Source organism: Pseudoalteromonas xiamenensis (genome assembly GCF_030994125.1).
Lineage (GTDB): Bacteria > Pseudomonadota > Gammaproteobacteria > Enterobacterales > Alteromonadaceae > Pseudoalteromonas > Pseudoalteromonas xiamenensis_B.
This window is the reverse complement of record NZ_CP099917.1, coordinates 1026152-1040723: the sequence shown is the minus strand read 5'-3', so window position 1 is coordinate 1040723 and position 14572 is coordinate 1026152. Positions and strand designations below refer to the sequence as shown.

Genomic DNA, 14572 nt, shown 5'->3' with positions numbered 1-14572 from the left:
TAGAATCAATCGTCTAGGTTATTGTCCATCCATTTTTTACACGCTAACCAACCTGACTTATCTGTAAGGTCATCTAGGTTAGGGTATTTCTCACGGAGTTTTTCAAGTACTTGGGTTTGAGTGCGATCAGACACGTTTACACGAGCACCATTGTGGTACTTAATGTGGTCGTTGTGGTGGATATGCCAAGCATTAGCATCACCCACAAATGAGTTTTTACCATTTGCCATAATTTAATCCTTTTATTTAATAACCGTGGAGCCGCGACAAATGCGACTAGGACAGCTTAGAGAATGTAACGTCTTAATAGTCGGGCAATAGTCTTATATTGTGAGGGAAAACCGTGAAATGTGCGGTAGGGCTTAGTGGAGCACTTGTTCTGGCAAACTTGGTACAGAAGCGTTTGCAGAACAAGCGAGAGCGAAGATGAATCTATTCACTAGGGAGTTTCATCGGGCGGGCGTCGAATCACCACTTCGGGATCGCACATAAAGCTTTGCTGCAATTCTGTGTCGTAAATCCAAAGTTCAAAATAAGTTTGCCCGCTTAGTGGTCCATCGTCCAAACCGACGATTATTTCGTCCGGTTTCATGCTCACGATGTGCGTAAATTGTGGAGTGTCCGCAGCTATCCAGCGAAATTGATACCGAGCCTTTAATGATTTATTCAATGAAAACACAACGACTCGGTTGGTTTCCGTCTCTTCGAAAGAATGTTGTTCGGGTGTATAACGATAGCGATAGTTATCCCCAAACTCAGCGGGTTTAGTATCGAGTGGCGCAGCTTGGTCCGGAGACCACAGCTCTAAACTAAACGTTTTAAGCGCCGAAGGTAATCGAGCATTTTGTCCGTGGTCTATGTTCTGCGCATTGGCTGTGAGGTTTACACCAAGCACTGCACTTATCAAAACGAAAAAGGGTATCAGGTGGAATTTTATTTTTCTCAAGGTGGGCTCCTTTCGCTATTTCATGTATTAATATTATTTTCTACCGAACGATACCTGTTTTGGCGAAATATTTCTAAAATAGAAATGCCCAATCAGACTGTTTAAGCCTCTTTGACTTCAAGATTGATATAAAACGGCAACAAAGGGATATTCGTGCACAAGAAACCTTTATCGACAACTCGTTTACTGACGTATATTGCGATGGTTCTCGTTATCGCCATGGTAATTGTACAAGTGATTTTATTTTGGTTGGAATCACGAGATGAGACCTCGAACGTGACCCTTCCTTTGGTAATAGAACACTCAGTTAAAGCTGTAAAATTGCAGGATACTGCGAGCGATGTGCCTCAAATTAGTGAAACTCCTACCCATGAGGAGTTCGAACCAAAATCATCCCCAAAAATGACTTCCGACGGGGAAGTGTACACGCAGTCTGCGCCTCATCCTTGGTTAGAGGTCAGACCGTCTATGGCGGATCTCGAACTGTGTCGCAGGCTTGAACGAGTACCAATTGTGTATGACGAGAAAACGGAGCGCTTCACCGATTTATATCACCTAGAAATTCAACTCGTTTACAGTCGTCGCTATACCATGCCGCTGTCTGAATTCGTGAATCAAAAATTCGAAAATAAGATTTATGAGACAGTCTCGAAGCACCTCGACAAAGTATACAGCCAATATATTGATTGGCTCGGTTATGAAAAACTCTATCAATCGGATATCAAAATCCTTATTGCCTATGATTTAGAAACCTATGAGGCATTACTGGACAAATATCATGCATCTACCCCATCAAATATACCTGGTGTGTACTTACCCTTGGAACATATCTCGCTAGTGCACTTACCACTAACGTACGAAGGGTATATCGATACGAACAGTTTGTTACGTACCACCATTCATGAATCTGTTCATGCTGTTAACTTTGTTCAATTTGGCTACATGCATCGCTGGGCACAAGAAGGATTAGCTCAGTATTTTGCGCATTTTTATGAAAGCGAAAATCCCGAATTGTTTTTAGATAAAGCAACGTGGGATGCGCGCAGTAATTATCTAGGTGCACCGCTGTTATTTGATGATGTCATTAATACAAATGAGATGTGGAGCGACAATCGGCATGCTTTATATGCGTCTGCATTTGCTTTCATACAATATCTAAGTACGTTGTCAAAAGCAGATAATCCCTTGTTAAGAATACTTAAATTCGAAAATAAACAACCTTGCTCGGTAGTAAACAAAACATGGACAAGCGGAGCGCTCGATTTTGATGGTATGTTTAATAATAATGTGCTGACTTGGTTTGAATACCTTGTGTTAGATCATGAAGCCCGTTTACTTGAAAAACAGAGTGAGAGGCCGACTAAATAACCTGTTCTAGAACTAGGCTGTTTGGATCACTCGCGATATTCGCATCAACTTAAACTAATTTCATTTGAATAAAATTCATTTACTGGTTAAAAATTGACTGCGCTGTCATTTGGTCCATTGCAGTTGCGTAAGTGGCATCGCGTTATTAACCAATAAAAGGAAATTTGAATGAAACCTTTCAACAAAGCGGTGATAAGCATCGGTGTTGCTGCGGCTTGCATGTTATCAAACGCCGCGATTGCACAGCCACACATCGACGGTGTAGAAGCCCAATCGTCGGCAAAATTTTATCGACTTAAATTAAACTGCCAACAAAATCCGTTGGCATTACAACAATACGCCGCTCGAGGTGTTTGGTTTAAAACACAATCTGAATTAGAAATTCGAGGCGAATGCCAAGGTCCCGTTACTTTTGAGTCTGACAACATTTCAATTGTTGGTGACTCATCAGTCGCAAGTAGCATTAAGTCCATTCAGGCAGATATGAGTGTGGTTACGGCTATCCACTCAGTTGTCAATTTAAAAAATCTTACGATTACGACGCCAAGCAATGTCCAAGCTGTTGTGGCGAAAGGCAACAGTACACTAGTGCTAGAAAACATCACTGCAAACAGTGAAAACAGTGACGGCGTGTTTTACCCATTTTTAATTACGGATAACAGCACAGCCTACGTGAGGAAACAGTCTCGAGCTAAATTTCGTGTGTCGGGTAGCTCAGTAATTGAGTTTCAAGCAGAAAACACGGAAATTACGTTAAATGTCTTGGATACCTCTTTTGCTCGCTCAACGTCTGGGAGCCAATTTAGTTCCGTTGAAGTCTCAGGTAATGGTTATTTTCTTGCCGACAATCAGTCTTCAGTTGCGTTACTTATGATTTGGAGTAAAGGTGCAGTGGATGTCGACAATCAAAGTTCAGTTGGCCATTTGATGATGGGAGGACAAACGTTGTTTGCAGCCTATCATGAATCTTCTATCACTGGACCTTACGAGATTTACGGCAACGTTGTGTTTGAATTGGAACATTCAACGGCGACAGGTTGGACCGCGTTAGATAAGCCTCATTCTATTTTTACCGGTAACGAGGCTGTCGTAAATGGCGTGCTGTATCCAAGCTGGAGCTGGTATGGACAAGACGGACTAGAATAAAACAGTCCATTACTAATGCTAATAACAGTGTCGTCATAACGACACTGTTGTTGCTGTGTGGACGCGACTATTTTGTCAACGGACTATTCGCCACGGGCTGTTCGTCCGCTGCTGTTGGATTCTCAGCGCTTTCATTGGTTTGTTCAACGTTATCCGTTTGAGGCAAACCTTCTTCCGTTTTAAGCGTTTCGTCTTGCTCGTCTATGCCATCTTCTAAGTCGTCTTCAATGCGTTCATTGTCTTCACCCACTACTAATAGCTGTTCATGGGCCGTTGTTTCTTCAATACGGGGATCCATGGTTGCTGCGAGTGGTGAATTGGTGACGTCGGACGTACCCATAACGTAATCGGTTGGCTCTGGTTTCTCTGCTTTTTGCTTTGAGTTAATGAAGCTCAAAATTATGAACATGAGAATGGTTAAAACAGTGATTGACGCATACAAGGCTTGGTGTCCAAATAAGGCCATAATCTTTGCGTTGGCCGCTGAGCCTAGTGCTGCGCCTGAGCCAAATGCAACAAGTAGTGCGGATGAAACACCGACACGGTCTTCATCTTCCACTCGTGAATTAGCTAAAGCGGAAGAGAGTGGATAGAGCGTAAACGCGAACAGACCAAATAGAAAGGTGAGGATATACGCTGAGAGCTGCGAAATAGGCAGAAGAAACATCAATAAGCTTATCACCCCAATGGCCACAGCATTGCTGCGAATTAGAACGCTACGACGGATTTTATCCGACACAATCCCCATAGGCCATTGTGCTAACAAACCCGCAAAAATGGTGACTGACATAAACATAGCAATTTCAGTGGCATTAAAACCCGATAAATTCGCAAACGTGGGCGCAAGTCCGTAAAAGCTGCCGTTAATGATCCCAGCGAAATGAACTGCGGTGAGTGATTGTGGCACTTTCTTCAAATAACCGAACAGGCTCACCTGAAGGGGTTTCAAGGGTTTGGGGTGAATACGTCGCGTAATAGAAATCGGAATAATACCGACTGACAATGCCATACAAACCAAGAAAAGCGGTGCGTAGCCGAGTTCAGGGAACTGCGACAAGGCATATTGACCCATAACCATTCCGAGATAGGAGGTGATCATATAAAAAGAGAAAACGCGGCCGCGGGATTCTGGGGCGGCTTGTTCATTTAGCCAACTTTCCAAGACCATGTAGTTACACATCATCCCAAGGCCGACAATAAAGCGCAAAGCAAGCCAGAGATAAATGTTGTCACTTATCCCATGAGCAGCGACACAGGCGGTTACCGCCGCAGTGCTGGCTGCAAAAGTACGAATATGGCCAACGGATTTGATGAGCGTGTAGCCTAGTTTAGAACCAAAAAGTAGGCCTAGGTAATAGCAGGAGGTCAATAAACCTATCCAGAAAGTCGAAACGCCGTGTTGACCAAGGTAAAGGGCAAGATAGGTGGTCAGTAAGCCTGTGCCACCGATCAGAAAAAGATTTGTAAAATACAGTGAGGGAAATGATTTCATTTTTATACAAAATAGCGGCAAATACAGTCACATACTAGTGTAACTAGGTGGGATTTCCAAGTCAGGACAGCAGAATTCGACCATCATTCCTGCAATACGCTGCTTGAAATCAATTTTGTGGTACAAAATCTCGTTTGGATGATTTTAGTTTCGCATTACTATTGAGCGTAAAGATGGGATTACCTACAATACACGTCATCAATTGATTACAGTAGATAAGACACAATGAACGACACAACGACATTACCGGCATTACCAGATCGCCTATCAATTAACCCGCGCAGCAAGTTCTACTCTGAAGAAGTACTTCAGCACGATATCGGCATTCGCTTGAATGGCAAAGAGCGTTTTGATGTTGAAGAGTATTGTATCAGCGAAGGTTGGGTTATGATTGCCTCTCCAAAAGCATTAGACCGTCGTGGTCAGCCACTGCTTATCAAATCAAAAGGCACGGTAGAGGCATTTTATCGCGAAGCGTAATTCGCTTTCCGGCCTTGTTAGATAAAAAGGAAACCTCAGGTTTCCTTTTTTACTTTACGTATTCACCAAAGTTAATCCAGTCGAAATGTGGCCGTTTGTGGTATGCTGTAATTCATTAAGGCCAACATGCATGGAGTGTAAGTATGTCTATTTCTCTACTTTTCGCGGTTTCTAGTTGGATAGCCAGTGCAGCATCCTCTGTTTATAAATGTGACAATGAGGGCACCATCGTATACTCGCAGTTTCCTTGTGGAGACAATCAACAAGTGGTCACAATTACACCACCGCCGAAAATGTCGACTAATGAACAGGCCGCCAATACTGATGATCTCAAACATCAAAAAACACTTGAACAAGTTGATATGTACGTAGAATTGGAGCAGATCAAGCGAGAATTCGAACGGCTTGAAGGAAAGCGGAATCGGTTGATGAAACAACGCGATGCTAAATTGGACGCGCTGATGCGTAAAAAGCAAAGCGCGAATAACAATCTTGCCGGAGCGCAATGGGAAACGAGCATCAGCGAAGAAATGAATGCAGTCAGCAAGGCATTTGATACCGACATTAAAAGCTTGGATGCGCGATTAGATAGACTTGTTGAGAAAATTAACGCGTTTACACGTCCATAGCGCACTTTTCGTATTCAGCCCACAATGAGTCAGTGCGCTCACCTGAGTACTTGCTCCTAAATCCACGTTGCCTTTCTAACAGTCTTTGCACATTTTGACGTCACGGTTTATTGCGTTTATCAATCTTATATTTTCAATTGCGTAACACTTTACTTACCTATAAGCTGGTTAAGCTTTGAACAAAAACATGTAAAGGAGTCAATAATGACACAACGCAATATAGCGACGAAAAGCGCTTTGGCACTCGTCACCCTTGGGCTAACTTCGTCCGTTTATGCCTTTGACTGCACAGGCCTCAGTACATGGGAGCAAAATGCCGTGTATACGTCTGGCAGCAAAGTCACGCTACAAAATACAGCATTTGAAGCCAAATGGTGGACTCAAAACCAAACACCTGCAACGAACAGTAATACTTATGATGTTTGGAAAGTGTTAGGGGCTTGTGGTGGTAATCAGTTTCCTGTGGTGGCGATTGATTCGCCAACGGACAACAGTATTTTGGCTGAAAATGACAGCGTTATCATTAAGGCGTCTGCAACGGATAGTGATGGCTCAATTGCCAATGTTGCATTCTATATTAATGGCAATTTACTTGGGGAAGTAAGTAAAACACCTTATGAAATAAGTTGGTCAGCGGTTCTTGGTCAACACCGATTACTTGCCAAAGTAACGGATAATGACGGTGCAACGACAGAAAGCTCGAGTGTAAATATTACTGTTCAGTCAGCATCGGGTAATGTGCCGCCAACTGTCTCGATTAAGAACCCTGTATCGGGCAGTCAGGTTAATGTAGGCAGTACTGTCAGTATTCAAGCGGAAGCATCGGATAGCGACGGGAGTGTTAAATCAGTCACGTTTTGGTTAGGTGAAACACTACTTGCGACACTCGATAAATCACCATATCAAATTGCTTGGCAAGCAAATACCGTTGGAAGCCAAACGCTAAAAGTCATTGCGACAGACGATAAAGATGCAACGACAATGTCCAGCGTTTCAGTGAAAGTGGTGGAACAGCAGTCTGGTGGTTGTGCAGGCCTTGCAAGTTACGTTGCAGGACAGGCATATAGCGCAGGCCAAATTGTCGCGCATAATAATCTTAAATATCGTTGTGATGTTGCTGGCTGGTGTAGCTCTAATGCCGCTTGGGCTTATGAGCCAGGAACTGGCCAATATTGGAAAGATGCATGGACGGAAAGTGGGTTGTGTGCAGCTGTGCCTACAGTTCAGTTTCAAACACCAGCGCCGGACAGCACAATATTGAAAAACGCCGTGACTAAAATCCAAGTGACGGCAAATGACGCTGATGGACAAGTGAGCCAGTTGGCTGTCTTTGCAAACGACACGTTGCTTACACAAGTAAGTCAAAGTTCATTACTATTTGACTGGACGCCAACCCGTGTTGGTAACGTAACCTTAAAAGCACAAGCAACTGATAATGAGGGTAATGTTGGTGAAAGCACACAACAAGTTGTTGTTACCGATCAATCGGTTGTAACTACATTAACGGCACCAAGCGCTGGTAGTCGTTTAGTACTGGGTAAAACAGTGCAATTGCAAGCTGATGCATCGGCATTTGCAGGTCAAATCTCACAAGTACAGTTCTTTGCCAATGGTTTGCTGCTTGGTACGGACACCACGCTACCTTATCAATGGGCTTATACACCGGCAGCAATCGGCAACGTAACATTATCGACAAAAGCCAAAGATAATGTTGGGAATGAAGCATCCAGCCAAGGTGTGTCCGTCGAGGTCGTCAATGCGCCAATTGGTAAAACACACAAGTTAATTGGCTATTGGCATAACTTCGTGAATCCAGCCGGTTGCCCAATTCCACTTTCGGATATTTCGCCTGCTTGGGATGTAATCGATATTGCGTTTGCAGAAAATGATCGAAACTCTAGCGGTACAGTGCATTTCACGCCGTTTGTTCAAGATATTCACTCAACTTGCCCAGCGATTGACCCGGCTAAATTTAAAAATGATGTCAAAGCTTTACAAGCACAAGGCAAAGTAATTGTGCTGAGCCTAGGTGGTGCAGAGGGAACGATTACACTCAATACCGATTCAGATGAAGCAAATTTTGTAAGCAGTCTTACGACAATCATCAAGGAATGGGGATTTGATGGCTTAGATATCGATTTAGAAAGCGGTTCAAACCTAGTACACGGTTCGCAAATTCAAGCGCGTTTGCCTCGTGCATTGAAGAAAATAGAGCAGAACATCGGTGGTGATATGTACCTTACTATGGCACCAGAGCATCCTTATGTCCATGGCGGTATGATTGCGTATTCGGGGATTTGGGGAGCATATATTCCTTTGATAGATGAGCTGCGCGATATGCTTGATTTGCTGCATGTGCAATTGTACAACAATGGTGGTTTACCGAATCCTTATGAGGCGAGTAGTGCACCAGAAGGTTCAGTAAACATGATGGTTGCACACGCGAAAATGCTGGTGGAAGGTTTTAAACTCGCAAATGGTCAACAATTTGCGCCACTGCGTGATGACCAAGTCGCCATCGGTTTACCATCGGGTCCTAAATCGGCAAATTCAGGTCAAGCACCCACGGCGAATATTATCGCGGCACTCGATTGCTTAACGAAAGGAACACAATGTGGGTCAATTAAGCCTTCTAAGTCGTATTCGCAATTTGGTGGCGTAATGACCTGGTCAATCAATTGGGACAAATTCGATGGTTATAACTTTTCAAAACCTATCGGCGATAAATTGACTCAAATGAACCAAGGGCAGTAATTTTGCGCTGTTTTTGCTCGTCGGTATTACGTAAAGTTGCGTAATACCGACTTTTCTTGTTTCTTTGATGCAAGGGTTAGTTTGACCTTATCTTTGTGTGTTGAGTGAGCACATTTACAAAATGTGGCAACATACTCAACTCAATTCGTTGTCCGAAATGGTCACCGTGATCACCATCAAAGACAGTGACTTTGACAATACTGTTAGCTTCCTCGCTAGCTACTTTTAGCGTTACGCAGCCGTTTGTGATCCAACGAAACTCATCATGGTCACCGACCTCAATCAGGACCGAATTCAGTTTATTGAGCACGGAAGAGGACTTGTACATAGATAAGATGTCGCCGAACCCAGCTTGCCATGTTGGATAAGCACTTTTTTCCTCGGAATAATGTAGACCAAACGCCTCATTAGGGCGACTCGCAAAAGCGCCACCATAGGCCAGAATGAACGCGTAATCGCTATTCTCATCGCCATTATCCCAAAGCTTATCACCTTGGAATGAGGCGAACTCCTCATTCAGGTATGCCAACTTATCGTCAACTTTTGCATAGTTTTGGCGAAAGGTATTGTAGTGCGTTATTGCCGATTTATTAGAAAGAAACGAATCTTCAAGGCCCGTTTTGTTGAACACACCAGGACTTAATGCGTAAACATGCCCGAAATGGTTTGGATATCGAGCGGCAAGTCGCAACGCGCCCGTGCCACCCATTGAGTAGCCCGCTATCGCGGTAAGATTTGGATTATGGGTGACTCTGAAATGACTACGTACCCAAGGAATGGCCTCTGACATAATGAAATCCTCAAAATGGCCATGCGCCTTTGAATTAACGTAAAAACTGCCACGTAGCGGTGTATCCCCATCCAGCATCACAACAATAAACTCGACAGGTTGGTTTTTAGTACCGAAGCGGTCAATGCGTTTTTCCATTGGAAGTGCAAAATCATTCGACCAACTGTAGGCACCAAGAAAATAGACTACAGGGTAAATTTTGTCCGGAGCGTTATCATAGCTCGCTGGCAGATAGACACTGATGACCCGCTCAGGATTTGTGCCAATGACGTTGTTTTCGATCGCTTTTGAATAGTAGCTATGGCGTTCTAATTTTGCATTTGCAAAGGGGCTGCAAAGCAATGCAAACAGCAAAATGAAGGAGAGTAATTTTGTCATTTCTATTACCGATTTTGTTATTGCTTTAGACACTAAAGGTAAGTTAAATAGAAAACAAATATATAGAATTCGGGTATTTATATTACATGGATATAAATAAGTTGGATCTCAAAAAGTTAAAATACTTGGTAACCGTTGCACAAGAATTGAGCTTTAGCCGCGCCGCGGAGCGATTGAACATTGCGCAACCGCCATTAAGCCAGCAAATAAAAAAAATCGAAGAAAGCTTTAATATCAAGTTGTTTGAACGTTCAACTCGTCAGGTTAAATTGACGGCTCAGGGCGAGCGCATCGTGCAACAAGCGGGTCGGGTTTTGGAAGCGCATAGTGAGTTAATGCAGTATATCCGATCTCAATCAGACGTCGATAATGCGCCACTAAGATTAGGGGCTATTGGACTTGCCATTGACGTTTTAATAGCGCCGCGCATGATGGCATTTCGTCAACGTAGGCCAAATGATGTCATCCAACTTGAGGAAGGTACAACGCAACAATTACTGACACAGTGCCACAATAAGCTGATTGATGCCGCCGTTATTCGCCTACATGAGATGAATTTACCTGAAGAACATTTGTATCTTCTGAAGCGCGAAGCATACGTATTAGCCGTGCCAAAGTCTTGGAGCGAGTTCGGCGAGCACGTTTGTTTGTCGCAACTCAAAGGCAAACCCTATATTGGTTACCCTCGGGAGCTTCATCCTGAACTCTATGACGAAATCTATGCGGTGCTTGATTCTGTAGGTGTTATGCCAAAGCTAGTTCAAAAGGTGAGGACGAAATCAGCAACACTGGCGTTGGTGGCCAATCAAATTGGGTGTGCAATCGTACCAAAATCACTCTCGACAAAGTATCAGCAGGACATCCATTTTGCGTATATTGAGCAAGCATTGCCAACGGTAGATTACTATTTTTATTGCCAAGATAAACGTCTGCATCCCGGAATGGCAGACTTGATTAAAGTATTAAAAACATAAGGTTAAAGAAGTTTTTTTGTCAAAGAAAGCGAGCCAGCGCAAAAACCTCTGGCTCAATCATTCACGATGTAGCGAGTCGCTTACAGGGTGTTAAGTTTAGTTAGAATTTCAGAATAGTCTTCGCCTTTGATTTCATTGGCGTATTGCGTACGTACGAGCGTTAAATAGTCGTAAGCCCGTTCTTCGGCTTCTAAACGACCATAGATTTCCGTATCCCACGTTTTATAGGGTTTGCCTGGGAAATAGGCTTGTACGATACAACCTTGCGGTGCCATAGGCTGCATTTCATGACCTTCGATTGAGAACGATTGTTCCGCTTCAACATCCATTTGGTACATTTCTTTTGCCTGTGACAGCGCACCCCAGCAACCGTTACCAAAAGTGCGGACATAGCCCATTTTACTTGCTTTGGTGTCAACTGCTGCGCCTAAACTCGAAAGTGTTGATGCCATCGCTTTAGCTTGTGAGCGTACGAAACTTTGCGACACATAACCATTGACATAACGCTCAGTAAGTACAGTTACATTAAGTGACGCCATTAACGAGTAAGATGTCGTTAGCGCATAGGCATTAGAGTTGTACCCTAAGTCGTATGCACGGTGATAACGCAATGTATTAACATAGTTTAATAGGCTACTTAAAATCGCAGAATCAAAGCGGCCTGAATTTAATGAATCTTGGTAGTACTCGAAAGTGGTACCAAAACCATTTAATTGGCTTTTGGCATCGTAGACGGCATCGGTGATGATGACGTCAGTGATCATGTTTTCGATTTTTTGTAAATCTTCTTCGTGTAAACGAACGATCGCAGGGCCTGTTGATTCACCGCTACCAAATAATAAATTCTTAATAAAACTTTTTGCTTGGCCTGCAATAGCCCCCTTGGCTTGATCAAGTAGCCATGACGCGACAACACTTGTCGTAACAGGGTCGACAACCATCGTGTTCATTTCTTGATTATCGAGATACACGTCATTTTGAATCGAGGATACTGTGGATTCTGCTGCCGCCACATTCAATGAACATGCCAGTGCAACCACGGAAGCAATTGACGAAAGTTTAAGTGTGTTTTTCATAAAATTTTCCTTTTATTGTTTTCCAATTTGTTCTTACCAAAGGAGACGTTATATGCAGCAACAATCGCCAATGATAAAATGATGTTAAAATTAGATGTGTAAAACATCAATAGTAAGTTTCATATTGGTTTGTAACTTAATTTTTCGACGTGTTCACCTTTATGCTTACGGTGCTGCAGAGGACGGATAAAAAACCACATTAAACGTGAATAGTAGGGTTCAATGACTTGGTCTAAACGACAAGACATCTATTTAAGGTGAGCGTTAGTCGAAAATGTCAACACAGGCTCTTTCGATGAATTAAGTAAAATGGTTTCGAAAAATTTTGACTTGTTTCATTGCTAATCTATATTTCTAAATGATATAAATTATATCCATGTGGAATATGCGAGCGTGAAATGGGTCACAGTGAAATGAACACGACGTTTGGGCACACAGCAACTAAGTCGCTGATACACGTAGAAGCCTTTTTAGACAGCGATAGCGAAACCTTTAGCTATGTAGTTGTCGACAGTCTCACCAACAAAGCGATTGTGATTGACCCAGTTCTGGATTTTGACTACAAATCCGGACGTACTAGCACTGAAAGTGCCGAAAAAATACTCACTCATCTTAACCAACATGGTTGCCAGTTAGAGTGGGTGCTAGAAACCCATGCACACGCCGATCACTTGTCTGCAGCCCCATTTTTAAAAGCCAAAACTGGCGCTAAAATCGGTATTGGTGAGCATATTAAAGAGGTTCAGCAAACCTTTAAAACTATCTTCAATTTAGAGAAATCCTTTTTGCCCAATGGGGCACAGTTTGATCGTTTGTTTCGAGATGAAGAAACACTCACCGTGGGTGATATGTCTATTCGGATAATGCATACCCCAGGTCACACTCCCGCAGACTTGGCTTACATCATCAATGAAAAAATGGCTTTTGTTGGTGATACATTGTTTATGCCGGATGTTGGTACTGCTCGCTGTGATTTTCCGGGTGGCAGTGCTAAAACCTTGTATTACTCGATTCAAGCTTTGCTGGCCTTGTCGCCACAAACTGAGTTGTATGTGTGCCACGACTATCCGACTAAAGACCGCGGTCATGAATACTGCACAACGGTTGAACAACAACGCAAGTTGAATATTCATGTTCATGACGGGGTGAGCGAGGCGGAATTTGTCGCACGCAGAGAATCCCGTGATAAAACGCTGTCGATGCCTCGTCTTATTTTGCCCGCCATTCAACTCAACATTCGAGCTGGCGACATGCCTCCGGCGGAAGACAACGGGCAAATCTATCTAAAAATTCCGTTGAACATGCTCTAGTCTGCACAATCGGGAGTACGCACGTGATATTGCAAGCGCTATTTGGCGCCACAATAATCGGCCTGAGTTTGGGCGTATTTGGGTCTGGTGGCTCGATTTTGACGGTGCCGATTCTAATGTATCTGCTGGATGTACCCGCTCCACTGGCCATTGCCTCCTCATTGGCGATTGTGGCTGGGATTAGTTTTGGTGGGAGTATTTTTAACGTGTTGAAGCGCCAAGTGAGTTATAAGCACTTAATTTTGTTCGGTCTCCCTGGCATGTTTGGTACTTATTTTGGAGCTTGGTTTGGCTCCGTCATGGGGAGCAAAATTCAGCTTTTCGTGTTCGTCGTACTGATGAGTATTGCGGCCGTTTTTATGTGGCGAGGCCGTAAAGAGTCTGCTCCGACAAATGCTCAGCCCTTGCATCTATTGTTGCTAGAAGGATTTGTTGTTGGGGTCGTTACCGGGTTTGTTGGCGTCGGTGGAGGTTTCTTAATTGTGCCCGCCTTGATGTTTTTTGCCGGTCTCCCAATGTTACTCGCAACAGGGACAAGCCTAATGATTATTGCGCTCAATGCTAGTTCGGGATTTATGAAATACTACGAGCTCTATAGCTCACAAGCGATGACCTTTGATTGGCCACTGATAGGTATCATGGTGTTTGGCGGTATTTTGGGTAGCTTGTTTGGTCGTTCACTTAGCACGTTGTTGCCCAAACAATCGTTGCAAAAGGGGTTTGCGGTTTTCTTGCTCGCCATGTCTAGTTTTGTGTTCGTGCGCAGCGTCTATTTATAGCGTATTTAGAGGGTTATATGATCAAATCATCTCAGCAGTTGGTTGAACAAGCAAAAGGCGCAATACGTGAAGTGACGGTGACTGACCTTTTTGAAGCACTTCAGCACGCTGACTCGATATTAATTGATGTGCGTGAACCTGAAGAGTTTAATGCCGGCCACCTAGCCAACAGCGTCAATTTTCCAAGAGGTGTACTCGAAATGAAAATTCACCTACACCCGTTGGTTTGCGATTTGTGTGATAAAGATGCGCTTGAGTGTCTCGCGCATCGACCTATTTACCTCATTTGTCGCTCAGGTGCGCGTTCTGCACTAGCGGCGCTCAGTCTAAAAGAGATGGGCTTTGATCAGGTTTACTCCGTAGCGGGTGGTTTTATTGAGTGGGTTGACAATAACTTGCCTGTTGAACACCGTGGTCAGGCTTGTGCCTGAGACCACGGTTTTAATTTAC

At 43.6% G+C, this 14572-nt stretch carries 14 protein-coding genes; 9 read left to right on the top strand and 5 right to left on the bottom strand.

Annotation, left to right across the window (positions count from 1 at the left end; all coding sequences use genetic code 11):
• Window positions 1-5: 5 nt before the first annotated feature.
• Together NI389_RS04750 and NI389_RS04745 are read right to left on the bottom strand one after the other, a co-directional pair.
• The gene (locus NI389_RS04750) at window positions 6-230 is read right to left on the bottom strand and encodes a hypothetical protein (RefSeq protein WP_308361879.1); all 225 of its coding nucleotides are present in this window, start codon (window positions 228-230) and stop codon (window positions 6-8) included.
• A gap of 209 nt (window positions 231-439) precedes the next feature.
• On the bottom strand, window positions 440-946 hold the full coding sequence (locus NI389_RS04745; RefSeq protein ID WP_308361878.1) for a hypothetical protein: 507 nt from the start codon (window positions 944-946) through the stop codon (window positions 440-442).
• Window positions 947-1099: 153 nt separating this feature from the next.
• On the opposite strand from NI389_RS04745, the gene NI389_RS04740 reads away from it, so the two are divergent.
• Window positions 1100-2314, top strand: a complete 1215-nt coding sequence (locus NI389_RS04740; protein ID WP_308361877.1) for a hypothetical protein — start codon at window positions 1100-1102, stop codon at window positions 2312-2314.
• Window positions 2315-2482: 168 nt separating this feature from the next.
• The gene (locus tag NI389_RS04735; RefSeq protein WP_308361876.1) at window positions 2483-3460 is read left to right on the top strand and encodes a YbbR-like domain-containing protein; all 978 of its coding nucleotides are present in this window, start codon (window positions 2483-2485) and stop codon (window positions 3458-3460) included.
• A 67-nt stretch (window positions 3461-3527) separates the two neighbouring features.
• On the opposite strand, the gene NI389_RS04730 is transcribed toward NI389_RS04735, so the two are convergent.
• Window positions 3528-4952 (bottom strand): MFS transporter, encoded by a 1425-nt coding sequence (locus tag NI389_RS04730; RefSeq protein WP_308361875.1) that lies wholly within the window; start codon window positions 4950-4952, stop codon window positions 3528-3530.
• A gap of 225 nt (window positions 4953-5177) precedes the next feature.
• Here NI389_RS04730 and NI389_RS04725 point away from each other — a divergent pair, with 225 nt between their 5' ends.
• From NI389_RS04725 to NI389_RS04715, 3 genes are all read left to right on the top strand, one after another.
• Window positions 5178-5432 (top strand): DUF3297 family protein, encoded by a 255-nt coding sequence (locus NI389_RS04725; RefSeq protein ID WP_208843865.1) that lies wholly within the window; start codon window positions 5178-5180, stop codon window positions 5430-5432.
• A gap of 143 nt (window positions 5433-5575) precedes the next feature.
• Window positions 5576-6061, top strand: coding sequence for a DUF4124 domain-containing protein (locus tag NI389_RS04720; protein ID WP_308361874.1), 486 nt, complete (start codon window positions 5576-5578; stop codon window positions 6059-6061).
• A gap of 204 nt (window positions 6062-6265) precedes the next feature.
• Window positions 6266-8815 carry an Ig-like domain-containing protein gene (locus tag NI389_RS04715; protein WP_308361873.1) on the top strand — a complete coding sequence of 850 codons (2550 nt, stop codon included), beginning with the start codon at window positions 6266-6268 and terminating at the stop codon, window positions 8813-8815.
• Between the two features lie 76 nt (window positions 8816-8891).
• Here the strand turns inward: NI389_RS04715 and NI389_RS04710 are convergent, their stop codons facing one another.
• A complete protein-coding gene (locus tag NI389_RS04710) occupies window positions 8892-9983 on the bottom strand; it encodes an alpha/beta hydrolase (protein ID WP_308361872.1) in 1092 nt (363 codons plus the stop codon).
• A gap of 86 nt (window positions 9984-10069) precedes the next feature.
• Here NI389_RS04710 and NI389_RS04705 point away from each other — a divergent pair, with 86 nt between their 5' ends.
• On the top strand, window positions 10070-10957 hold the full coding sequence (locus tag NI389_RS04705; protein WP_308361871.1) for a LysR family transcriptional regulator: 888 nt from the start codon (window positions 10070-10072) through the stop codon (window positions 10955-10957).
• Between the two features lie 80 nt (window positions 10958-11037).
• Here NI389_RS04705 and NI389_RS04700 read toward each other — a convergent pair whose 3' ends face one another.
• On the bottom strand, window positions 11038-12033 hold the full coding sequence (locus NI389_RS04700; protein ID WP_308361870.1) for a hypothetical protein: 996 nt from the start codon (window positions 12031-12033) through the stop codon (window positions 11038-11040).
• A 398-nt stretch (window positions 12034-12431) separates the two neighbouring features.
• On the opposite strand from NI389_RS04700, the gene NI389_RS04695 reads away from it, so the two are divergent.
• From NI389_RS04695 to NI389_RS04685, 3 genes are read left to right on the top strand one after another with little or no spacing between them, the layout of a single operon-like run.
• Entirely contained in the window at window positions 12432-13343 is a 912-nt protein-coding gene (locus tag NI389_RS04695) for an MBL fold metallo-hydrolase (RefSeq protein ID WP_308361869.1), read from the top strand.
• Window positions 13344-13366: 23 nt separating this feature from the next.
• Window positions 13367-14122, top strand: a complete 756-nt coding sequence (locus NI389_RS04690; protein ID WP_308361868.1) for a sulfite exporter TauE/SafE family protein — start codon at window positions 13367-13369, stop codon at window positions 14120-14122.
• A 17-nt stretch (window positions 14123-14139) separates the two neighbouring features.
• Window positions 14140-14553: a rhodanese-like domain-containing protein gene (locus tag NI389_RS04685; RefSeq protein WP_308361867.1), complete on the top strand. Its 414-nt coding sequence runs from the start codon at window positions 14140-14142 to the stop codon at window positions 14551-14553.
• Window positions 14554-14572: the final 19 nt, after the last annotated feature.